Annotated in this window: 19 protein-coding genes; 12 read left to right on the forward strand and 7 right to left on the reverse strand. The window is 75.2% G+C overall.

The features are described from left to right. Window positions 1-1,578 carry an alpha/beta hydrolase gene (locus tag GOBS_RS12970; RefSeq protein WP_166487385.1) on the reverse strand — a complete coding sequence of 526 codons (1,578 nt, stop codon included), beginning with the start codon at window positions 1,576-1,578 and terminating at the stop codon, window positions 1-3. A 241-nt stretch (window positions 1,579-1,819) separates the two neighbouring features. On the opposite strand from GOBS_RS12970, the gene GOBS_RS12975 reads away from it, so the two are divergent. Further along, window positions 1,820-2,554: a DUF2470 domain-containing protein gene (locus GOBS_RS12975; protein ID WP_012948725.1), complete on the forward strand. Its 735-nt coding sequence runs from the start codon at window positions 1,820-1,822 to the stop codon at window positions 2,552-2,554. Here GOBS_RS12975 and GOBS_RS12980 read toward each other — a convergent pair. Beyond that, window positions 2,551-4,530, reverse strand: coding sequence for an AAA family ATPase (locus GOBS_RS12980; RefSeq protein WP_012948726.1), 1,980 nt, complete (start codon window positions 4,528-4,530; stop codon window positions 2,551-2,553). The genes GOBS_RS12975 and GOBS_RS12980 overlap by 4 nt on opposite strands. Continuing rightward, entirely contained in the window at window positions 4,527-5,507 is a 981-nt protein-coding gene (locus GOBS_RS12985) for an aldo/keto reductase (RefSeq protein WP_012948727.1), read from the reverse strand. Before GOBS_RS12985 ends, GOBS_RS12980 begins: the two co-directional genes overlap by 4 nt. Window positions 5,508-5,674: 167 nt before the next feature. Between GOBS_RS12985 and GOBS_RS12990 the strand changes: the two genes are divergently transcribed. Beyond that, on the forward strand, window positions 5,675-6,508 hold the full coding sequence (locus GOBS_RS12990) for an undecaprenyl-diphosphate phosphatase (RefSeq protein ID WP_012948728.1): 834 nt from the start codon (window positions 5,675-5,677) through the stop codon (window positions 6,506-6,508). Between the two features lie 110 nt (window positions 6,509-6,618). Here GOBS_RS12990 and GOBS_RS12995 read toward each other — a convergent pair whose 3' ends face one another. Further along, the gene (locus GOBS_RS12995; RefSeq protein ID WP_012948729.1) at window positions 6,619-7,467 is read right to left on the reverse strand and encodes an alpha/beta fold hydrolase; all 849 of its coding nucleotides are present in this window, start codon (window positions 7,465-7,467) and stop codon (window positions 6,619-6,621) included. A gap of 50 nt (window positions 7,468-7,517) precedes the next feature. On the opposite strand from GOBS_RS12995, the gene GOBS_RS13000 reads away from it, so the two are divergent. The 5 genes from GOBS_RS13000 (at window position 7,518) to GOBS_RS13020 (ending at window position 10,720) form a co-directional block, all read left to right on the forward strand. Next, on the forward strand, window positions 7,518-7,976 hold the full coding sequence (locus GOBS_RS13000) for a MarR family transcriptional regulator (RefSeq protein WP_012948730.1): 459 nt from the start codon (window positions 7,518-7,520) through the stop codon (window positions 7,974-7,976). A 211-nt stretch (window positions 7,977-8,187) separates the two neighbouring features. Then, the gene (locus GOBS_RS13005; RefSeq protein WP_012948731.1) at window positions 8,188-8,889 is read left to right on the forward strand and encodes a histidine phosphatase family protein; all 702 of its coding nucleotides are present in this window, start codon (window positions 8,188-8,190) and stop codon (window positions 8,887-8,889) included. Between the two features lie 48 nt (window positions 8,890-8,937). Next, window positions 8,938-9,489 carry a DUF3090 family protein gene (locus GOBS_RS13010; RefSeq protein WP_012948732.1) on the forward strand — a complete coding sequence of 184 codons (552 nt, stop codon included), beginning with the start codon at window positions 8,938-8,940 and terminating at the stop codon, window positions 9,487-9,489. A gap of 19 nt (window positions 9,490-9,508) precedes the next feature. Beyond that, entirely contained in the window at window positions 9,509-10,264 is a 756-nt protein-coding gene (locus GOBS_RS13015) for an SCO1664 family protein (RefSeq protein WP_012948733.1), read from the forward strand. 69 nt (window positions 10,265-10,333) lie between these two features. Then, window positions 10,334-10,720, forward strand: coding sequence for a VOC family protein (locus tag GOBS_RS13020; protein ID WP_012948734.1), 387 nt, complete (start codon window positions 10,334-10,336; stop codon window positions 10,718-10,720). 99 nt (window positions 10,721-10,819) lie between these two features. Here the strand turns inward: GOBS_RS13020 and GOBS_RS13025 are convergent, their stop codons facing one another. Further along, entirely contained in the window at window positions 10,820-11,536 is a 717-nt protein-coding gene (locus tag GOBS_RS13025; protein ID WP_012948735.1) for a maleylpyruvate isomerase family mycothiol-dependent enzyme, read from the reverse strand. A gap of 222 nt (window positions 11,537-11,758) precedes the next feature. Here GOBS_RS13025 and mshC point away from each other — a divergent pair, with 222 nt between their 5' ends. Continuing rightward, window positions 11,759-13,027 carry a cysteine--1-D-myo-inosityl 2-amino-2-deoxy-alpha-D-glucopyranoside ligase gene (gene mshC / locus GOBS_RS13030; RefSeq protein ID WP_012948736.1) on the forward strand — a complete coding sequence of 423 codons (1,269 nt, stop codon included), beginning with the start codon at window positions 11,759-11,761 and terminating at the stop codon, window positions 13,025-13,027. Then, on the forward strand, window positions 13,027-14,055 hold the full coding sequence (locus GOBS_RS13035; RefSeq protein WP_012948737.1) for an HD domain-containing protein: 1,029 nt from the start codon (window positions 13,027-13,029) through the stop codon (window positions 14,053-14,055). The genes mshC and GOBS_RS13035 overlap by 1 nt, the downstream gene beginning before the upstream one ends. A 344-nt stretch (window positions 14,056-14,399) precedes the next feature. On the opposite strand, the gene GOBS_RS13040 is transcribed toward GOBS_RS13035, so the two are convergent. After that, the gene (locus GOBS_RS13040) at window positions 14,400-15,260 is read right to left on the reverse strand and encodes a PAC2 family protein (RefSeq protein ID WP_012948738.1); all 861 of its coding nucleotides are present in this window, start codon (window positions 15,258-15,260) and stop codon (window positions 14,400-14,402) included. A 113-nt stretch (window positions 15,261-15,373) separates the two neighbouring features. On the opposite strand from GOBS_RS13040, the gene metH reads away from it, so the two are divergent. The 3 genes from metH to GOBS_RS13055 all read left to right on the forward strand — a co-directional run bounded on the left by metH (window position 15,374) and on the right by GOBS_RS13055 (window position 20,559). Next, window positions 15,374-19,183, forward strand: coding sequence for a methionine synthase (gene metH / locus GOBS_RS13045; RefSeq protein ID WP_012948739.1), 3,810 nt, complete (start codon window positions 15,374-15,376; stop codon window positions 19,181-19,183). Between the two features lie 206 nt (window positions 19,184-19,389). Then, a complete protein-coding gene (locus tag GOBS_RS25460; RefSeq protein WP_166487386.1) occupies window positions 19,390-19,749 on the forward strand; it encodes a hypothetical protein in 360 nt (119 codons plus the stop codon). A gap of 63 nt (window positions 19,750-19,812) precedes the next feature. Beyond that, window positions 19,813-20,559, forward strand: coding sequence for an HAD family hydrolase (locus tag GOBS_RS13055; RefSeq protein ID WP_012948741.1), 747 nt, complete (start codon window positions 19,813-19,815; stop codon window positions 20,557-20,559). Here GOBS_RS13055 and GOBS_RS13060 read toward each other — a convergent pair. Further along, window positions 20,556-21,740: an amidohydrolase family protein gene (locus GOBS_RS13060; protein ID WP_012948742.1), complete on the reverse strand. Its 1,185-nt coding sequence runs from the start codon at window positions 21,738-21,740 to the stop codon at window positions 20,556-20,558. The genes GOBS_RS13055 and GOBS_RS13060 overlap by 4 nt on opposite strands. Window positions 21,741-21,765: the final 25 nt, after the last annotated feature.

Here is a 21,765-nt window from a genome sequence, read left to right on the forward strand (position 1 = left end):
TCAGGGCAGCAGCCCGCTGAGTGCCTGCGCGGCGACGGCCGCGGTGGTCGGCGCCGGCACGGGAGACAGGAAGGGCGTCTCCTGCCGGCAGACCGTGCCTGCGGCCGGCAGCGCGCCGTCGACCAGGTACGCCTCGGTGCTGCTGTCTATGCAGGCGGACTCTCCGCCGTAGGCGGCGTGCCCGTCGCCCTCCATGGTCAGCAGCCGCGCCGTCCCCAGGTCGGCGGTCAGGCGCTCGGACCAGGCGTACGGGGTCGCCGGGTCGTAGGTCGTGCCGATCACCAGCGGCGCGGGCGCGGAAGCGGACGCCTCGAAGGGGCCGGTGTAGGCGTCCTCGTCGCGCACCGGCCACAGCGCGTAGTGGATCTCGGTGTACCCGCTGTGGCCCCCGAAGTGCGGGAAGGACGCCCAGGACTCCGCGCCGCGGTCCAGGTAGACCTGCAGGTCGCCCTGCGGGTAGCGCTGCTCCGACGCGCCGATGGTGAACGACCGGTCATCCGGTGCGCTGTCGGCCCGGAACACCGAGTCGACCAGCGCCCGGATGAACGAGGCGTCCCCGTTGGCGGCCTCGGACAGCACCAGACCCAGCAGGCCCCACAGCTGCTTGGCGTAGAGCAGCCGGGCGGTCACCAGCCGGATGTCGTCCGCGGTCACCGGTCGCGGGTCGGCCGGATACGCGTCGGCGGGGATCGGCGTCGTCTCGGCCCCGGCGAGCAGCCGGTCGTAGGCCAGGTAGGGGTCGGTGCCGCCGAAGCCCGAGCAGGCCACCTGGTCCACGGCGCAGGCCTCGGTGAAGCGGGCCAGCGCCACCTCGAAGCCGGCGGCCTGCTCCGCGGTGAAGCTCAACGGGTCGTTGAGGTAGCCGTCGGCGTCGACGGCGGCGTCCAGGACCAGCGCGCGGTACCCGTCGGGGTACAGGCGGGCGTACGTGGCACCGATGACGGTGCCGTAGGAGAACCCCAGGTAACTGAGCTGCTCGTCGCCGACCGCGGCGCGCAGCAGGTCCAGGTCGCGGGCGACGTTCGCGGTGGAGAGGTGCTCGAGGATCGGGCCGTTGGCCGCCAGACAGGCGTCGACGTAGCCCTGCGCCCGGTCGACGAGGGCGTCCAGGTCCACGTCGAGGGGGGTCGGCGTCGGCGTCACGGTCGGGCCCTGGGTCTCCGGGTCGACCTGGCAGTCGACCGCCGGTGTGCTGGGCGCGACCCCGCGCGGGGCGAAGGCGACGATGTCGAAGCGCGCGTTGAGGTCCGCGAACAGGCCTGCGCCGGCCTCCTGCAGGTGCGTCACGAACTCGCCGCCGGGGCCGCCGGGGTTGACGAACAGCGAACCGATCCGGTTGGCGGGGTCGGTGGCCGGCACCCGGGAGAGGGCGATCCGGATGCTCTCGCCGTCCGGCTCGTCGTGGTCCATCGGCAGGCCGGCGGTCGCGCACTGCACGCCGGCCGCCGTCGCGTCCTCCGTGAGCCCGCAGGCCGCCCAGGTCAGCTGGGGAACGACCCCGGCCAGTGGCTCGGCCGCGGGGACGGACGCGGCGGCGACCGCGGTCCCGGCGCCGGAGACGAGGGTGGCCACGGCCACCACGACGAGCGTTCGACGACACCTGGTCACGGACCCCAGCCCTCCGGAGGATGCCAGGGCGCCACGCGACGAGCGCCCCGTGAACGCCGGTCATGGAACACCTGCCCTGGTCGCGCGGGCAACGGTCCCGGGTCCGCCCGTCCCCGGTCCCGGCGCGTCGGGTACGGCGCGCCGGTGGGGCTCCACCGGCCAGTGGATCAGGTTAGGCTCACCTAACTCGCCGCCGACCTCCAGGGAGCCCGTGACGACCGGCCCCGCAGCGCCCACCCTCCGCGCCGACGCCGCCGAGCGTGCCCGCACCGTCGCCGGCCGCAGCCCCGCCGCGCTGTGCGTGCGCGGGCTGGGCGTCGGCCGCCCGCTGGCGCACGCGACCACCACCACGGGCACGACCTACGTGCTGGTGCCCACCGGCGGGGAGGTCGACGCCGCGCTCGCCGGGCGGGACGACCTCACCGCGGTGCTGCTGCGGGACCCGCTGCGCGCCCAGCTGTGGCTCTCCGGCTGGCTCACCCCGGTGCACCCCGCCGCCCGGCGCGCCGCGGTGCTCGCCTTCGCCGGGACCCGGCCGGTGGCACCGCTGCTCGACGTCGGGCGGGGCATCACGCTGCTGCGGCTGGACCTGGCCGAGGTGGTGCTGCGGGAGGGGGAGCGCTGCACGGAGGTGGGCCCGCAGGGCTACGCCGCGGCCCGGCCCGACCCGCTGGCCGCCGTCGAGGCGCGGGTGCTGCAGCACCTCGACCGCGAACACCCCCAGGTCCTCGACCTGCTGCGCAGCCGCATCCCGGCCGGCGACCTCGGCCCGCGCGACGTCGTCCGCCCCCTGGGGCTGGACCGCTTCGGCTTCCGGCTCCGCATCGAGCGCCCGGCCGGCCGGTGCGACCTGCGGGTGCCGTTCCCGCGGCCGCTCACCTGCCCCGGCCAGCTGCAGGCCGCCACCCGGCAGCTGATCTGCAGCGCCCGGGCGTCCCGGGGCTAGTCGCCCGCGTTCTCCGCCAGCAGCTGCGCCAGCCGGGTGCGCCGCGGCCGGACGTCGACCTGGCTCACCGCGCGGGCCAGCGCTGCACCGGAGGCGTGCACGATGGACAGGTGGCGCTGGGCTCGGGTCAGCGCGGTGTAGACCAGCGGCCGGGACAGCATCCCGCCGGCCTCCGGCGGCAGGACGACGACCACGCCGGGCCACTCCGAGCCCTGCGCGCGGTGCACGGTGATCGCCCAGCCGTGCCGCAGGTCGCTCATCGCGGACCCGCTGACCGTCACCGGCCCCGAGGCGAAGTCGACGTCGAGGGTGCCGTCGCCGGTGCCGGTGACCACGCCGGTCTCGCCGTTCGCGAACCCGGTGGGCTCTAGGTCCAGGTGGTTGGCGGTGGCCACCACCCGGTCGCCGACGTCGAAGCCCCACACCGTGCCGTCGCCCGGGTTGAGCCTCGCCTTGAGCGCCTTGTTCAGCTCGATCGTCCCGGCCGGTCCGCGGTGCACCGGCGTGACCACCTGCACGGTCGCCGGGTCGATCCGCAGCGCCCGCGGGATGGAGTCGGTGACCAGCTGCACCACCCGCTTGGCCGCCTCCGCGCTGCCGCCGGCGGGGACGACGACCACCTCGCGGTCGGGGGAGTCCACCGGCGGGAGCTCCCCGCCCCGGACGGCGTTGGCCAGCCGGGCGATCGCCCCGCCCTCCGCCTGCCGGTAGAGCGTGGTCAGCTCGGTCACCGGGACGACGCCCGAGTCGATCAGGTCGCCGAGCACGTGGCCCGGTCCGATCGAGGGCAGCTGGGCGGGGTCGCCCACGAGCAGCAGGTGGGTGCCGTCCTGGCAGGCCTCCAGCAGCGCCGCAGTGAGCTCGACGTCGAGCATCGAGGCCTCGTCGACCACGACGACGTCGGCGTCCAGCGGCCACTCCTCGTTGCGGGCGAACCCGCCGGAGGTGCCCTGCGCACCGAGCAGCCGGTGCACGGTGACCGCCGGGTGGTCGGTCAGCTCCTCCAGCCGCTTGGCCGCCCGGCCGGTCGGCGCGGCGAGCGCGACCTCGGCGCCCTTGGCCTGCAGCAGCTTCACCACGGCGGCGACGGTGCGGCTCTTGCCGGTGCCCGGCCCGCCGGTCAGCAGCGAGACGCCGGCGCCCAGCACCTGCGCGACGGCCTGCTTCTGCGCGTCGTCCAGGCCCCTGGCCACCGAGCGGACGGCGGCGGGGTCGGCGATGCGCTCGGCGGTGGCGGCCAGCCGGGCGACGTTCTCCGCGACCGCCTCCTCGGCCATCCCGTAGCGGGCCAGCGACAGGGTGCGCAGCGCCGGGTCCGGCTCGGGGAGCTCGTCGTCGGGCTGGTGGGGGCCCAGGTCGCCAGCGTCCTCGTCGTACTCCGGCTCCGGCGGCTCGTGCTCGAGCACCTCGCCGGACTCGACCGCCGCTCCGATCGCCGCAACCGGGTCGGCGACGCCCTCGGCGCGCAGCGCGGCGACGACCAGGTCGGCGGGGAGCACGGTGTGCCCGTCGCGGGTCGCCGTCCGCAGGGTGTGGGCGACGACCGCCCGACCGCGCCGGGTGTCCTGCCTGTCGGCGCCGGGCAGGACGGCGATGGCCAGCCGATCGGCGTCGCCCAGGGTGACCCCGGTCAGGCCGAGCAGCGCCCACGGGTCGTCGCGCAGCCGGCGGGCGGCGTCGTTGCCCAGGGCGTCGGCGGCGGTCGAGGCGAGCTTCGCGTCCAGGCCCGCGCCGACCAGCAGCTCCACGACCTCGTAGGTGGGCGCGGCGGCCAGAAAGCTGGAGAAGAGCCGCTCGGCGCGCTGCCGGCCCACGCGGGGCAACTTCAGCAGCCGGTCGGCGGTGACGTCGTCGGAGGAGGTGATGCCGGCGGCCGGCAGCTCCGCGGCGGCCCGCTTGCCCAGGCCCGGCCACAGTCCGGCGGCGCAGAAGGCGGCGAAGACCGGGTCGGTCGTCGTGGTCGGGACCGCGCTCACCTGTCGAACCTCCGCTCGGGGTAGCCGAAGTAGGGCGCCGAGACGTCCTCGAGCGCGGTGCGGATGGCCGCGGGCAGCCGCACGGCGTCGGCGTCCAGCGAGGCCTGCAGCTGCTGCGCGGTCCGCGCCCCGACCACCGGCGCGGTGACGCCGGGGCGGTCGCGCACCCACGCCAGCGCCACGGCCAGCGGCGTGGTGCCCAGCCCCTGGGCTGCGGTGACCACCGCCTCGACGATCCGGTCGGCGGTCGCCGAGCGCAGCCCGTCGATGAAGCCCTGCCACTGCGGGGACGCGCCGCGGGACTCCGCCGGCGGGCCCTGCCGGTACTTGCCGGTGAGCAGCCCGCGGCCCAGCGGGGACCAGGCCAGCACGCCCAGCCCCAGCGCCTCCGCGGCGGGCACGACCTCGCGCTCGACGCCGCGCTGCAGCAGCGAGTACTCCACCTGGGTGCTGACGACGGGCACCCGGCCGGGCCAGGCGCGCTGCCAGGTGACGGCCTGCGCGGTCTGCCAGCCGGTGAAGTTGCTGATCCCGACGTAGCGCACCCGGCCGGAGGAGACGGCGGCGTCGCAGGCGGCGAGGGTCTCCTCCAGCGGGGCCGTGTCGTCCCAGGAGTGCAGCTGCCACAGGTCGACGTGGTCGGTGCCCAGGCGCTCCAGCGAGGCGTCCAGCGCGGCCAGCAGGTGCCCGCGGGAGGCGCCGCGGCCCATCGGCCCCGGCGCGGTGCGCCCGACGGCCTTGGTGGCGACCAGCACGTCGGAACGGGGGACGACGTCGGACAGCAGCCGGCCCAGGGTGCGCTCGCTGTCCCCGTCGCAGTAGACGTCGGCGGTGTCCACCAGCGTGCCGCCGGCGTCGACGAACGCCGTCAGCTGCATCGCGGCCTCGTCCTCGTCGGTGTCGCGGCCCCAGGTCATGGTGCCCAGTGCCAGGCGCGAGACCACCAGGCCGCTGCGCCCCAGCGCGCGTTGTTCCACGGGAGGCCAACCTACCGTCGGGGCACGACGGCGGCCGGGGACCGCGACCGTTCCTGCGTGCCGCGCGAGGGCCCGGCCGGCCGCGCTCTAGGGTGGCCTCCCGTGCTCCTGCGAACCACCCCCGCCGCCCGACCCGCCGCTGCTGGCCGACGGGGGTACCGCGGGCGATGAGCTGGATCGAGGCCGTCGTCCTGGGGCTGGTGCAGGGGCTGACGGAGTTCCTGCCCATCTCCTCCAGCGCGCACCTGCGGGTGGTGGGGGAGGCCTTCGGCTGGGGTGACCCGGGTGCGGCGTTCACCGCGATCACCCAGATCGGCACCGAGGCCGCGGTGCTGCTCTACTTCCGCCGCGACATCGGGCGGATCATCAGCGCCTGGGTGCGCTCCCTGGGCGACCGCGCGATGCGCCGCGACCCCGACGCCCGGATGGGCTGGCTGATCATCGCCGGCACGCTGCCGATCGGGATCCTCGGGCTGCTGTTCCAGGACCGCATCGAGACCACCTTCCGCGACCTGCGCATCGTCGCGATCGCACTGGTCGCGTTCTCGCTGGTCCTCTACTGGGCCGACCGCGTGGGCGGCAAGAAGCGGGAGCTGGACCAGCTGACCGTCGGGCACGGCATCGCCTTCGGCTTCGCCCAGGCGATGGCACTGGTGCCCGGGGTCTCGCGCTCCGGCGGCACGATCACCATGGGGCTGTTCCTCGGCTACTCCCGGGCCGCCGCGGCGCGGTACTCCTTCCTGCTCGCCGTCCCCGCCGTGCTGGCCTCGGGCTTCTTCCAGGTCTACGAGGCGCTCACCGGCGGGGTCGCGGGGGAGGCGGTCGCATGGGGGCCGACGATCCTGGCCACGGTACTGGCCTTCGGCGTCGGGCTGGTCGTCATCGCCTGGCTGCTGCGCTACCTCGACCGGGGCAGCTTCACGCCGTTCGTCGTCTACCGCGTGGTGCTGGGCCTGCTGATCCTCGCCCTCGTCGGCGCCGGGGTGCTCGCCCCGCAGTGACGCGGGTGAGCGGCCACCCCGGGTCCCGCCTCCCTCTCCCTGTGTTGATCATGGGGTTCGCGCCCGCGGACGCGCCCGACACGGCGTGTCCCCCGGCGACGACCCCATGATCAACGAGGAGGTGGCGTGCTGCGGACGACGTGGTCGCCGACGGCCGCGGCGATCCCCGCGGCGTCGAGGACGGGGATCGTGTGGTGGCTGGCCGCCGGCAGCTCGACGACGGTGGCCGCCGGCAGCAGGGTCCGCGCGCTCCGCGCCACCCGGGACGGGTCGTGTGCCCGGCTGCGGCCGGCGACGAGCACCAGCGTTGGCGTGGTCAGCCGGGCCAGCCGGGCCCGGGGCGGGCGGCGCGTCGGGACGATCGGCGTGGCGTCGAACTCGGTCGAACCCCGGACGGTGACCTCCAGCCAGGCCGGATCGAGCGCGCGTCCCCGGGTCTCCCAGGCCAGGAACCGCCGCACGCGGGCCGGCGTGGGGCGCACCAGGTGCGGCAGGGCGTGCAGCAGGTAGCGCGGGCTGAAGCCGGCAAAGCACGCCGTCGGGTCGAGGAGCGCGAGGGAGAAGACCGTCCCGGGACGCTCGAGAGCGCCGGTGAGCGCCAGGTGCCCGCCGGCGGAGTGGCCCACCAGGTGCACGGGCCCGACGTCGAGCGCCTCGATCAGCTCGGTCAGCCACGCGGCCTGGTCGGCCGTCGTCCGGAAGGGGCGGCCGCTGGTGCTGCGGCCCGGGCTGCCGGGCTGGTCCGGGGCGAGCACCCGGACCCGTCCGGACAGCTCGCGGGCCACGCCCGCCCAGGCCGTCGCCGTCGCGCCGCCGCCGTGCAGCAGGACCGTGGGGGGCGCCCCGGCCGGTCCTGCGGCCAGCACGTGCGTGCGTCCCCACGACGTCGGGACGTCGAGCGCGTCGGTTCCGGCCGGCCAGCGCGCGGCTGCGGCGGCGTAGGCCTCGGTGAAGTCCATGGGGACAGGTAACTAAATAGTCTAGCTACTCGGCAAGCTAAGCTCCCGGCATGGCGGAGGGGAGGCAGGCGCCGGCCACCGTGCACCGGCTGCGCGCGCTCACGCTGCTGCTCGACGCGGCGGGTGCCGCCTTCGCCGCGCGGAACGGACTCAGCGCCACCGACGTCCGCGCGCTGGTGTGCCTGCTCGACCGGGAGCGGGCCGGCGTCCCGGCGAGCCCGACCTGGCTGGCCGGTCAGCTGCGGGTCACCACTGCCTCGGTCACCGCGCTGCTCGACCGGTTGGAGCGGGCCGGGCACGTGCGTCGCGTCCCGCGCAGCGACGACCGTCGGCGGGTCGACGTCCTCGTGCAGGACTCGGCCAAGGAGCTGGGCTGGGCCTTCTTCGGGCCGCTCGTCAACGCCACGGCGGCCGTCCTCGACCGTCGTAGCGCGGCCGAGCGGGCGGTGATCGACGCCTTCCTGGACGACATGGTCGCCGCCGTGGACGCCGCGGCGGGGGAGCGCTGAGGCCGGCTCGCTGCAGACCTCCGCAGCTCAGGGGGCCCCGACCCTCCTGCAGGGTCCCGCCGCGAGCTGGCGAGCGGTGGGGGGCAGCGAGAGGACCCCGTCCTCTCTGCCCTTCGCAGGCCCAGGGCGGGCCCCGGCCCTCCTGCAGGGTCCCGCCGCGAGCTGGCGAGCGGTGGGGGGCAGGAGGGTCCTTTCTCTAGGCTCGTGCGTCGTGACCACCGTTCTCCTCCTGCGGCACGGCCGGACGACGGCCAACGCCGGCGGCGTCCTGGCCGGCTGGACCCCGGGCGTGCAGCTCGACGAGACCGGCACCGGCCAGGTGAGGGCGGTGGGGGAGCGGCTCGCGCCGGTGCCGCTGGCCGCCGTCGTGAGCAGCCCGCTGGAGCGCTGCCGGCAGACCGCCGCCGCCGTGCTCACCGGGCGCGACCTGGAGTTGGCCACCGACGACCGGCTCGGCGAGGCCCGCTACGGCGACTGGACCGGCCGCCCGCTCAAGGAGCTGGTCAAGGAGCCGCTGTGGAAGGTCGTGCAGCAGCACCCGTCGGCCGCGGTCTTCCCGGGCCCAGAGGGGGAGGGGCTGGCGCAGACGCAGGCCCGCGCGGTCGCCGCCGTCCGGGAGTGGAACGCCCGCCTGGGTCCGGACGCCGTCTGGCTGGCCTGCAGCCACGGCGACGTCATCAAGGCCGTGCTGGCCGACGCCCTCGGCCTGCACCTGGACCAGTTCCAGCGGATCGTCGTCGACCCCGCCTCGGTATCGGTGGTCACCTACACCGACACCCGCCCGTTCGTGGTGCGCATGAACGACACCGGCGGGGACGTCGCCGCGCTCGTCCCGCCCAAGAAGAAGGGCCGGCGCCGCCGCAGGGCCGACTCCGACGCCGTCGTCGGGGGCGGCGCGGGCGCGACCGCCTGAGCCCGCCTCCGGGCTCGCCCGACCGGCGCCCCCGCGTAACCTGGGCCCGTGCCGCGCCAGCTCCACCTCTTCGACCGCCCGTCCCGGTTCGTCGCCGGCACGGTGGGCCAGCCCGGCGACCGCACCTTCTACCTCCAGGCCGCCGACGCTGCGGGCCGCGTGGTCAGCGTGGCGCTGGAGAAGGCGCAGGTCCAGGTGCTCGCCGACCGGATGAACGAGCTGCTCGACGAGGTCGCCACCCGTCCGGGCTCCGTCGTCCCGCCGGACGCCGAGGTCGACGACCTGGAGCCGCTCACCGCCCCGGTCGACGAGGAGTTCCGGGTCGCGGCAATGGGCCTGGCGTGGGACGGCGAGGCGCAGGCCGTCGTCGTCGAGGCCGTGGCCGCCGGCGACGAGCCCGTCGAGGAGGACGTCATCCTCTCCGACAGCGAGGAGGGCCCGGACGCGCTGCGGGTGACCATCACCCCGGCCGCCGCCCGCGCCTTCGTCGTCCGGGCGCGCCGCGTGGTGGCCGCCGGCCGCCCGGCGTGCCCGCTGTGCTCGCTGCCGCTGGACCCCGCCGGGCACGTGTGCCCGCGGCAGAACGGCTACCGCCGCTGAGCCCCGACCGAGCGCCTCGATGACCGAGCGCCCCGCCGACCCCGCCGCGGACCTGCGTCCCCCGGCCGACGACGCCGAGGCACGCGCCCTGCTGCTCGAGGGCGAGATCGACCTCGAGGGCCGGATGCTCGACGCCAGCAACGTCACCCTGGTCGGGTACGTGCGCACCGGCGAGCTCGTGGCCGAGTGCGTCTACAAGCCCGTCGCCGGCGAGCGGCCGCTGTGGGACTTCCCCGACGGCACCCTCGCCGGGCGCGAGGTGTCCGCCGCGCTGGTGTCGGACGCGACGGGCTGGCGGGTGGTGCCGCCGACCGTGCTGCGCGACGGCCCGTTCGGCCCGGGCATGGTGCAGCTGTGGGTGGACGGCGACCCCGACGTCGACCTGGCCGCCTTCGTCCGCTCCGACCACCCCGGCCTGCGCCGCATGGCGGTGTTCGACGCCGTCGTCAACAACGCCGACCGCAAGGGCGGGCACATCATCCCGACCTCCGACGGGCACGTCTTCGGCGTCGACCACGGCATCTGCTTCTCCGTCGACCCCAAGCTGCGCACCCTGCTGTGGCGCTGGGCCGGGAAGCCGCTGCCGGGGGAGGCGGTGGAGGTGCTGGAGCGGCTCACCGGCGACCTGCTCGGCGACCTCGGCGAGCAGCTGCACGAGCACCTGACCCGGCGCGAGGTGCGCCGCACCCAGCAGCGGGTCGCCGAGCTGCTGCGCACCGGCCGGCACCCGCAGCCCAGCGGCGACTGGCCCGCGCTGCCCTGGCCGCCCTTCTGAGACAGGACCCCCTGCCTCCCACCGCTCGGATGCTCGCGGCGGGACCCTGCAGGGGGCCAAGATCGCCGCATGCCGCACCGTTCGCGCCTGGCCGTCCTCATGCTCGACCTGCCCCCCGACCTGCACGACGCCGGGCGGGCCTTCTGGTCCGGCGCCACCGGTCACGAGGCGTCCCCGGACCCCTCGGACGAGAACTGGTCGTCGCTGGGCGCCTTCGCCGGCGGCTTCCACCTCGAGGTCCAGCGCACCGGGCACGGGACGCCGCCACGCTGGCACGTCGACGTGGAGACCGACGACGTCGACGCGGAGGTGGCCCGGCTGGAGGCCCTGGGGGCGCGGCGGATCGCGGACATGGGCGGCTTCTGGCAGATGAAGGACCCCGCCGGCATGGTCTTCGACGTCGTCGGCGTCCAGACCGGGGAGGACTTCGAGCGGCACGCCAGGACCTGGCCCTGAGCGGGTGGAAGCGACGCCGTGACCATCGGCGGGTGGCCGCCCGACACGCCGGAGCGGACGACCACCTGCCGATGATCAGGGCGGGCTGACTGAGCCGCGCTACTCCAGCCGGACCAGGTCGATCATCGCGGCGGCCTGGAACCCGTCGCCGTCCACGGTGAGCACCTCCAGCGGTACCCGCCGCCAGACGGCGAGCAGCAGGTCGCCCGCGGTGCCGGTGAGCCGGGCGATCGGCGCCGGCCGCGAGCCGGGGAACAGCACCCGGTCCACCCCGGCGTCCACGGCGTGCAGGACGACGGGGTGCGCGCCCTCCGGCGGCCCCTCCGGCAGCGCGCCGGGGACCATCACCTCCAGCCACTCGTCCAGCCCGTCCAGGCCGACACCGGTCGGGACCGGGCGGACGTCGCCGAGCACCTGCTCGGCGTCGACGGTGTGCACCACGGCCTCCATCGCCTGCCGGCGCAGCACGAAGCCGACGTCCTGCCGGGGCGCCCAGGTCCACACCCGCTCGGCCGGGTCGGCGCCGTCCAGCACCGTCTCCAGCTCCGCCGACTGGGCCAGGCCGAAGCCGAGCAGCTCGTCGTCCGGACGCCGGACCGGCTCGGCGTACGCGCCGGGGTCGCTCGCGCGGGTGCGCACCACCCAGGTCCAGAAGTGCTGCACCTCGGCCAGGTGCCAGACCAGGTCGGCCAGCGTCCATCCGGGACAGCCGGGCACCGGTGTCTCCCAGCCGCGGGCGAGCACCGCCTCGGCGGCGACGTCGGCGAAGCGCGCGTTCGCCTTCTGCAGGACAGGCAAATAGTCGTCGAGCTCCATCGCGTCCCCCCTCGGCGGCAGTGCCCCACTCTCCCGCACACGTGCGCTCGCCGGGACCGCCGCGGCGTGCCGGCCCCGGGCAGGAGGACGCCGTCGGCTCCCCTGGGGCCCGCCGCCCGCCGCCCGCCGCCCGCCGCCCTCGCCGAGATCGAGATACCGGGAGTCTCGGTCGACGCCCCGGGCTGAGCCGGGCGCGTCGGCCGGCCGAACTAGGCTCCGTACGTGCTCGCCTGGCCCGCTCCGCTCCTCCCGACCCTCCCGGGCTCAGGTCCGGTCCTCACGCTGCACGACACCGCGCGCGGCGAGGTGGTCCCCACCACTCCGGACACGACGGCGCGGATGTACGTCTGCGGCATCACGCCCTACGACGCCACGCACCTCGGCCACGCCGCCACCTACCTGGCCTTCGACCTGGTGAACCGGGTGTGGCGGGACGCCGGCCACGCCGTCCACTACGTGCAGAACGTCACCGACATCGACGACCCGCTGCTGGAGCGGGCCGAGCGGGACGGCGAGGACTGGGTCGTGCTCGGGATGCGCGAGACCGCGCTGTTCCGCGAGGACATGACCGCGCTGCGGGTGCTGCCGCCCGACGACTACGTCGGCGCGGTGGAGTCGGTGCCGCGGATCGTCGCCCACGTCGAGACGCTGCTGGACGAGGGGCTGGCGTACGTGCTCGACGACGGCACCGGCGACGTCTACCACGACATCGCGCAGGCCCCCGGCTTCGGCAGCGAGTCCGGCTACGACGAGGCCACCATGCTGCGGTTCTCGGCCGAGCGCGGCGGCGACCCCGACCGCCCCGGCAAGCGCAACCGGCTGGACCCGATGCTGTGGCGCGGCCGGCGGCCGGGGGAGCCGTCCTGGCCGGGCCCGCGGGGCGTCGCCGGGCGCCCCGGCTGGCACATCGAGTGCGCCACAATCGCGCTGGAGACGATCGGGATGGGTTTCGACGTCCAGGGCGGCGGCAGCGACCTGGTGTTCCCGCACCACGAGTTCTCCGCCGTCCACGCCGAGGCGCTGACCGCCACGGTGACGGGGGAGAAGCTGCCCTTCGCCCGGGCCTACGTGCACGCCGCGATGATCGGCCTGGACGGCGAGAAGATGAGCAAGAGCCGCGGCAACCTGGTCTTCGTCTCCAAGCTGCGTGGCGAGGGCGTCGACCCGATGGCCATCCGGCTGGCGCTGCTGGCCGGCCACTACCGCACCGACCGCGCCTGGACGCCGGACCTGCTGGCCGGCGCCGAGCAGCGGCTGGCCACCTGGCGCCGCGCCGTGACCCGCGACGCCGGCGCCCCGGCCGCCGAGGTGCTGCAGGGCCTGCGCGAGCGGCTCGCCGATGACCTGGACAGCCCCGGCGCCATCGCCCTGGTCGACGCGTGGGCCGAGCGGACCCTCGCGGCCACGGCGGACGAGCAGGAGGAGGGCGCCCCGACGATCGTGTGCGACGCCGTCGACGCCCTGCTGGGCGTGGCGCTCCAGGGGTGCTGATGGACGAGGGGTCCTTCCGCCTGGTCGACCGGGCGGCCCGGGAGCGCGCGGAGGAGGCCCTCGCGCCGGCGGCCACGCGGTCGACGGCGACCCGCGGCCGCGCCGTCCCCGAGGCCGAGGACGCGCTGCGCACCGCCTTCGAGCGGGACCGCGACCGGATCCTGCACGCCAAGGCCTTCCGCCGGCTCAAGCACAAGACGCAGGTCTTCCTCAACCCCGACGGCGACCACTTCGTCACCCGGCTGACCCACACGCTGCAGGTCACCCAGGTCGCCCGCTCGCTGGCCCGGGCGCTCGGCCTCAACGAGACCCTCGCCGAGGCGATCGCGCTCGGCCACGACCTCGGCCACTCGCCGTTCGGCCACATCGGCGAGGACGCGCTGGAGCCCTACGTCCCCGGCGGCTGGCACCACGCCGCGCAGGGGGTGCGGATCGTTGAGGTGCTCGAGCACCTCAACCTCACCTGGGAGGTCCGCGACGGCATCCGCGCGCACAGCTGGAAGATCACCCCGCCGCCGACCAGTCGCGAGGCGGAGTGCGTGCGCTACGCCGACCGGATCGGCTACCTGTCCCACGACGCCCTGGACGCCGTCCGCGCCGGGGTGCTGCAGGTGCGCGACCTCCCGGCCCGCGCCCGCGCCGTCTTCGGCGACCCGGGCAGCCGGATGGTGGGCGCGATGATCGACGCCGTCGTCGAGGGGTCGCTCGCCGACGGGGGAGTGGTGGTCATGGCGCCCGGGCCGCTGGAGGCCATGCACGAGCTGCGGGCGTTCATGTTCCAGCGGGTCTACGCCTCGGAGACCGCGGCCGGGCAGAAGCAGCTGGCCATCGACGTGACCCGCCGGCTCGTCGACCACCACCTGGCCCACCCCGAGCTCATCCCGGCGACCTACCGTGACACTTCGGCCGACCCGGTCACCCAGGTCGTGGACTACGTGTCGGGGATGACCGACCGGTACGCGCTGTCGACGCACGACCGCCTCTTCGACGCCGACGCGACCGCCCGCATGCGCCCGCTGCTGCGCTGAGTCGTCGCGACGCTCCTCGTCCCCACGGCGTCCAGGCGCCGCGTCCCCTGTGCCGTCGAGCCACTGGGCCGTTCTTCGCGGAGCCCCTGCGGGGCCTGCTGCTCACGGCCGGCATTGCCGGCGTTCCTCCCGCACTGCCGGTGCTGCAGGACCGGCAATCCGCGAGCAATCCCGGCATCGGCGTCGGCGACCGTTATGCCCAACTGTGGCCTCGTCGAGCGCGGTGCCACCGGAGGTAGCACCGCGTTCGCGAACTAGTTCGAGGAGGGACCCCGGCGGCGGAGCAAGAGGATGCCTTCCTCTTACCCCCGCAGGCTCGCGGTGAGCCTGCGGAGGCGGCCACCTCAGGCCGTGCCGCCACGGCGGCGCAGATACCTCTCGAACTCGCGGGCGATCTGGTCGCCGTTGGCCTCGGACAGGTCGGACTCGGTGGCGCGCTCCTCGAGCGAGCGGACGTACTCGACGACCTCGGCGTCCTCGTTGGCCATCTCGTCGACGGTCTTCACCCACTCCTCGGCCTGCTGCGGCAGCGCGCCCAGCGGCACCGTGAGCTCGAGGACCTCCTCCACGCGCCGCAGCAACGCGACCGTGGCCCGCGGGGACGGCGGCTGGGAGACGTAGTGCGGCACGGAGGCCCAGAAGCTGATCGCCGGCAGCCCGGACTGCACGCAGGCGTCCTGGAAGACCCCGAGGATGCCGGTGGGCCCCTCGTAGCGGGAGGTGTCCAGGCCCCACTTCTCGGCCGACTCCGCGTCGTAGGCCGAGCCGAAGACCGGGGTCGGGCGGGTGTGCGGCGTGTCGGCCAGCAGGGCGCCGAGACCGACCACGGTGCGCGCGTCGAGCTCCTGGCACAGCTCGATGAGCTCCTCGCAGAAGCTGCGCCAGCGCATGTTGGGCTCGATCCCGCGGATCAGGACGACGTCCCGCTCCGAGCCCGGCGGGCGGGCCACGGAGATGCGCGTGGTGGGCCACTCGACCCGGCGGCTGACCCCGCCGATCAGCGAGACCGTCGGCCGGTTGACCTGGAAGTCGTAGTAGTCCTCGGGGTCCAGCGCGGCGAGCGGCGTGGCGTCCCAGATGAGCTCCAGGTGCTCCAGCGCCCCGGTGGCGGCGTCCCCGGCGTCGTTCCAGCCCTCGAAGGCGACGACCACCACCGGGTCGTCGAGCCGGGGCAGGTCCTCAGGGGTGGACTTCGGGTCGATCACCCCTCCGAGCCTACGTCGGTCGGGCCTGTCCGCCGCGCTGTTCGGCCCGGACGGCGGCTCCGGCGTCCCCCGCGCGGGCGACCCGGGGCCCCGGCGGCGGCTACCCTGGCTCGGTGCCGTCCCGCATCGTGTCGCCCGACCTCCGCCCGGACGCGACCGCGGAGCTCACGGCCGTGCTGGGGCAGCGGATCCTGGTGCTCGACGGCGCCATGGGGACGGCGATCCAGCGCGACCGGCCCGACGAGGCCGGCTACCGCGGCGAGCGGTTCGCCGACTGGCCCACCGACGTGCAGGGCAACAACGACCTGCTGAGCATCACCCGGCCGGAGATCATCGCGGGCATCCACCGCGAGTACCTCGAGGCCGGCGCGGACCTGGTCGAGACGAACACCTTCAACGCCACGGCGATCTCGCTGCGCGACTACGGCATGTCCGACCTCGCCTACGAGATCAACGTGGCCGCGGCACGGCTGGCCCGCGCCGAGGCCGACGCGATGACCGCCCGCACCCCGGACCGGCCGCGCTACGTCGCCGGCGCGCTCGGCCCGACCAGCCGGACGGCGTCCATCTCGCCCAACGTCAACGACCCCGGCGCCCGCAACGTCACCTTCGACGAGCTCGCCCTCGCCTACCTGGAGCAGGCCGACGGCCTGGTCGACGGCGGGGTCGACGTCCTGCTGATCGAGACCGTCTTCGACACGCTCAACGCCAAGGCCGCCATCTACGCGCTCGAGACGCTCTTCGAGCAGCGTGGGCGGCGCTGGCCGGTGATGGTGTCCGGCACGATCACCGACGCCTCCGGGCGGACCCTGTCGGGCCAGGTGACCGAGGCGTTCTGGCACTCCATCCGGCACGTGCGCCCGCTGCTGGTCGGCCTGAACTGCGCCCTGGGTGCCGCGGAGATGCGGCCCTACCTGGCCGAGCTGTCCCGGGTCGCCGACACCTACGTCTCCTGCTACCCCAACGCCGGCCTGCCCAACGCCTTCGGCGAGTACGACGAGTCGCCGGAGGAGACCGCCGCCGTCCTCGCCGAGTTCGCCGACGCCGGCTTCGTCAACACGGTCGGCGGCTGCTGCGGGACGACGCCGGCGCACATCGCCGTGATCGCCGCGACCGTCGAGGGCCGGGCTCCGCGGACGCCGCCGCGGGTGCGGCCGGCGCTGCGGCTGTCGGGCCTGGAGCCGCTCGTCGTCGACGAGGACTCGCTGTTCGTCAACGTCGGCGAGCGGACGAACATCACCGGCTCGGCCCGCTTCCGCAACCTGATCCGCGCCGGCGACTACCCGACGGCGCTGGCCGTGGCCCGCCAGCAGGTCGAGGCCGGCGCGCAGGTCATCGACGTCAACATGGACGAGGGGATGATCGACGGCGTCGAGGCGATGGACCGCTTCCTCAAGCTGGTCGCCGCCGAGCCCGACATCTGCCGCGTGCCGGTGATGGTCGACTCCTCCAAGTGGGAGGTCATCGAGGCCGGCCTCAAGTGCGTGCAGGGCAAGTCGATCGTCAACTCCATCTCCCTCAAGGCGGGGGAGGAGGAGTTCGTCCAGCAGGCGCGGCTGTGCCGCAAGCACGGTGCCGCCGTCGTGGTCATGGCCTTCGACGAGCAGGGCCAGGCCGACTCGCTGCAGCGGCGGCAGGAGATCTGCCGCCGGGCGTACGACATCCTCGTCGAGCAGGTCGGCTTCCCGGCCGAGGACGTCATCTTCGACCCCAACGTCTTCGCCGTCGCCACCGGCATCGAGGAGCACGCCCGGTACGGGCTGGACTTCATCGAGGCCACCCGCTGGATCAAGCAGCACCTGCCCGGCGCGCTGGTCAGCGGCGGCGTGTCGAACGTGTCGTTCTCCTTCCGCGGCAACAACCGCGTCCGTGAGGCCATCCACGCGGTGTTCCTGTTCCACGCGATCGCCGCCGGCATGAACATGGGCATCGTCAACGCCGGGGCCCTCGAGGTCTACGACGAGGTGCCCGAGCGGCTGCGCGAGCGGATCGAGGACGTGGTGCTGGCCCGCCGCCCCGACGCCACCGAGCGGCTGCTGGAGATTGCCGCCGAGTACGCCGGGGACGGCGCCCAGAAGGAGGTCGCTTCCGAGGAGTGGCGCTCCCTGCCGGTCGAGGAGCGCATCGCGCACGCTCTGGTCAAGGGCATCGACGGGTTCGTCGAGGCCGACACCGAGGAACTGCGGGCGCAGATCGCCGCGCGCGGCGGCCGGCCGATCGAGGTGATCGAGGGTCCGCTGATGGGCGGGATGAACGTCGTCGGCGACCTGTTCGGCGCCGGCAAGATGTTCCTGCCTCAGGTGGTCAAGTCCGCGCGCGTGATGAAGAAGGCCGTCGCCTACCTGGTGCCCTTCATCGAGGCCGAGAAGCAGCCCGGTGACGTCGAGCGCAGCAACGGCAAGGTCGTCATGGCCACCGTGAAGGGCGACGTCCACGACATCGGCAAGAACATCGTCGGCGTCGTCCTGCAGTGCAACAACTACGACGTCGTCGACCTCGGCGTCATGGTGCCGGCCCAGAAGGTGCTCGACACCGCCAAGCAAGAGGGTGCCGACGTCATCGGCCTGTCCGGGCTGATCACCCCGTCGCTGGACGAGATGAGCAACCTGGCCGCGGAGATGGAGCGGCAGGGCTTCGACATCCCGCTGCTCATCGGCGGGGCGACGACCTCGCGGGCGCACACCGCCGTCAAGGTGGCCCCGCGCTACCACGGGCCGGTCATCTGGGTGAAGGACGCGTCCCGCTCCGTCCCGGTCGTGGCCGCGCTGCTGTCCAACGAGCAGCGCCCGAAGCTGCTGGCCGACGTCGAGACCGAGTACGCCGGCCTGCGCGAGCGGCACGCCGCCCGCCAGGACACCCGCGCGCTGCTGCCGCTGGAGGCCGCCCGCGCCGCCGCGCCGCCGGTCGACTGGTCGTCCTACGCCCCGCCGCGGCCGCGGATGCTGCTGCAGCAGGCCAGGGACGTCTGCTCGGGTGCGGACTGCGACCACCTGCACGGGCGGGCCACCCAGTTCACGCGGGTCCTCGACGACTACCCGCTCGAGGAGCTGCGCCGGTACGTCGACTGGCAGCCGTTCTTCAACGCCTGGGAGATGCGCGGTCGGTTCCCCGACATCCTGCACAACCCGGCGACCGGCGAGGCCGCCCGGCGGCTGTACGAGGACGCCCAGGAGATGCTCGACCGGGTCGTCGCCGAGCGCTGGCTGCAGGCCCGGGGCGTGTTCGGCCTGTTCCCGGCCAACCGGGTGGACGGCGAGGACATCGAGGTCTACACCGACGAGTCGCGCACCACCGTCCGGACCACGCTGCACCAGCTGCGCCAGCAGACCCAGGGCCGGGACGGCTCGCCCCGCAAGTCGCTGGCCGACTTCGTCGCGCCGAAGGAGACCGGGCTGCGCGACTACGTCGGCGCGTTCGCCGTCACCGCGGGGCTGGGCTCGGCCGAGCGGGTCGCGGCGTTCAAGGCGGCCAACGACGACTACAGCGCGATCATGCTCGAGGCGCTGGCCGACCGGCTCGCCGAGGCCTTCGCCGAGCGGCTGCACGAGCGGGTGCGCCGGGAGTTCTGGGGCTACGCCGCCGACGAGCACCTCGACAACGACGCGCTGATCGCCGAGCAGTACCGCGGCATCCGCCCCGCACCGGGCTACCCGGCCTGCCCCGAGCACACCGAGAAGCGCACCATCTGGGAGCTGCTCGACGTCGAGGCCACCACCGGCATCACGCTCACCGAGAGCATGGCCATGTGGCCCGGCGCCGCGGTCAGCGGCCTCTACCTCGCCCACCCGCAGTCGCGCTACTTCGTGCTGGGGCGGCTCGGCCGCGACCAGGTCGAGGACTACGCGCGCCGCAAGGGCTGGACGCTCGCCGAGGCCGAGCGCTGGCTGTCACCGAACCTGGGGTACCGCACCGACGACGAGTGAGCCGGCCTGCCTCTCCTCCTGGGGACGATCCGGCTACGGTCCGCCGGTGACCGATGCGGCCCGGCCCTGGCGGCCCGGGAGGGGCGCGATGGCGCGCCTCGCTGCGGGACTACGCCGCGATCCTGTGCTGGCTGGCGCTTCTGACCGTCGCGGGTCCGGTGCTGCGGACCGTCCTCCCGCCGGCACCGTCCCCCCCCCCCCCGCCCGTGGTGGCCGACGTGGTCGCGCTGCTCACCGTGCTGCCGATCCGGGCCTTCCTCACCGCGGGCGAGGCCGGCCGGCACGCGGCCGGCTGGGGCGAGCGACGGGCCGGACTGCGGGTCGTCGGCCCCGACGGTGGACCGCCCGGGTTCGGCCGGGTCGCCGTCCGCAACGCCGTCGAGCTGCTGCCCTGGCAGTTCGCCCACGTCGCCGTGGCCCGGGCGATCCTCGATCCCGAGGACGTCGGGACGATGGCGGTCACCTACACGCTCTCGTTGCTCATCCCGCGAGCAGCATCCTCATGGCCTGGCGCGACCCCGAGCACCGGGCGGCGCACGATCGCCTCGCCGGCACCCGGGTCGTGAGTGCCGCGCGAGCGTGACCAAGCCGACGGGGAGGCACCTCGGGAGCGCCGTACCGTCGAAGGGGTGCGTACCCAGACGAGCGACGGAACCGGGCGGACGACGCCACTCGCGGGCCCGCTGCAGGCGCTGCTGTTCGACATGGACGGCACGCTCGTGGAGACCGAGCAGCACTGGGGCGCGGCGATGTTCGCCCTCGCCCGCCGGCTCGGCGGGGCGATGTCGGCGCAGGCGCGGGAGCGGACCGTCGGCACGAGCATGACCACGGCGCTGGGCGTCCTGTACGCCGACGTCGGGGCGACCCGCAGCGAGGCAGAGGCGCGCGCCGACGCCCGCTGGATCGAGGACACCGTCGCCGAGCTGCTGACCGGCCCGCTGACCTGGCGGCCCGGTGCCCGGGAGCTGCTCACCGAGGCCCGCGCCGCTGCGCTGCCGACGGCGCTGGTGACCACCACGCCGCGGCGGCTGGCCGACGTGGTGCTAGCGAAGGTCGACCGCGACCTCGACGGGCTGCCCGCCTTCGACGTCACCGTCTGCGGCGACGAGGTGCCCGCCCGCAAGCCCGACCCGGCGCCCTACCACCAGGCGATGGCCGCGCTGGGGGTGGACGCCGACGGCTGCGTGGTGGTCGAGGACTCGCTGTCCGGGGCGACCGCCGGACTCGCCGCCGGCGCCGCGGTGCTCGGCGTGCCCTCCCTGCAGCCGCTGCCCGCGCTGCCGGGGCTCGTCCTGCGCGACACCCTGGCCGGGGTCCGGCTGGTCGACCTCGCCGCGGTGCTGGCCGCCCGCGACGCGGCGCACGCCGGGGCCTAGCCCAGCGGCACCTCCCGGCCGCGGGCGACGACCAGACGGGGCCGCTGCAGGGCGGTCACGTCGGTCGTGACGTCGCCGTCGGCTCCGAGCAGGTCGGCGTCGTACCCGGCCGCCAGCCGACCCGTGCGCCCACCGAGCCCGCAGGCGCGGGCTGCCCGGGCGGTCGCCGCGGTCAGCGCGTCGGCCAGCGGGACGCTGCAGGTGCCGGTCAGGTCGGCGACCGCGTGCGCCACGCCCCCGTGCGGCTTGGTCGGGCTAATCCCCGCGTCGGTGCCGGCGAGCAGCGTCACGCCCGCCCGGTACAGGCCCGCGACGTGCGGCAGGTGCTGCTCGACCGTCGCGCCGACGGCGGCCATCCGGGCCTGCACGTGCGGCGGCGGGTCGACGCCGGGCAGGAAGCCCACGGTGGGACAGACCTGGACGTGGCCTGCCGCCAGCGCGGCGGCGAGCTCGGCCGGCAGGTGGACGCCGGACCCGGTCAGGCAGCTGCAGTGCTCGATGCCGTCCACGCCGGCCGCCACGCTGCGCTGAACCGCGGCCAGGCCGTGCGCGTGCGCGGTCACCGGCAGGCCGAGCCGGTGGGCCTCGTCGACCACCGCACGCAGCTCCTCGAGCGTGAACTGGCACCCGGTGAGATCGGTGCCCGGGGTGAGCACGCCGCCGCTGGCCATGATCTTCACGACCCCGGCACCCCGCTCCGCCCGCTCGCACACCGCTCGGCGCAGCGCGTCCACCCCCGACGTCTCGCCGCCCATCGACCAGCAGTGCCCGCCGGGTGAGGTGATCGGCGGCCCGGCCGCGACGACGGTCGGCCGCTCGCCGTCGCGCCCGGCGCGCTCGAGCACGGTCCACCGGTGGTCGCCGAGGTCGCGGACGGCGGTGACGCCCGCCCGCAGCGTCGCCTGCTCGGTGGCGGTGACGACCGCGTCGAGCTCGGCGGGGTCCAGCTCGGGGACCTGGTCCAGTGCCCGCGGGCCACCGTCCGCGCAGAGGTGGACGTGGGTGTCGACCAGCCCGGGCAGCAGCGTGCCGTCGGGGAGGTCGGTGACCGGGCAGCCCTCGGGAGCCGGCGCGGTGCCGGGCTCGACGCCCACGATGGTGGGGCCCTCGACCAGCACCAGCGCCCCGTCGTCGAGGAAGCGCTCGCCGTCGAAGGCCCGCGGTGCTCGGTAACCGCGCATGGGCGATGCTCCCGCGCCCCGGTGC

The organism is Geodermatophilus obscurus DSM 43160, from assembly GCF_000025345.1.
GTDB classification, from domain to species: domain Bacteria; phylum Actinomycetota; class Actinomycetes; order Mycobacteriales; family Geodermatophilaceae; genus Geodermatophilus; species Geodermatophilus obscurus.

Coding starts and splice junctions, on each gene's coding strand:
- GOBS_RS12990 (WP_012948728.1), top strand. CDS start 5,675: ATGAGCTGGATCGAGGCCGTCGTCCTGGGGCTGGTGCAGGGGCTGACG.
- GOBS_RS12995 (WP_012948729.1), bottom strand. CDS start 7,467: ATGGACTTCACCGAGGCCTACGCCGCCGCAGCCGCGCGCTGGCCGGCC.
- GOBS_RS13000 (WP_012948730.1), top strand. CDS start 7,518: ATGGCGGAGGGGAGGCAGGCGCCGGCCACCGTGCACCGGCTGCGCGCG.
- GOBS_RS13015 (WP_012948733.1), top strand. CDS start 9,509: ATGACCGAGCGCCCCGCCGACCCCGCCGCGGACCTGCGTCCCCCGGCC.
- GOBS_RS13020 (WP_012948734.1), top strand. CDS start 10,334: ATGCCGCACCGTTCGCGCCTGGCCGTCCTCATGCTCGACCTGCCCCCC.
- GOBS_RS13025 (WP_012948735.1), bottom strand. CDS start 11,536: ATGGAGCTCGACGACTATTTGCCTGTCCTGCAGAAGGCGAACGCGCGC.
- GOBS_RS13035 (WP_012948737.1), top strand. CDS start 13,027: ATGGACGAGGGGTCCTTCCGCCTGGTCGACCGGGCGGCCCGGGAGCGC.
- GOBS_RS13060 (WP_012948742.1), bottom strand. CDS start 21,740: ATGCGCGGTTACCGAGCACCGCGGGCCTTCGACGGCGAGCGCTTCCTC.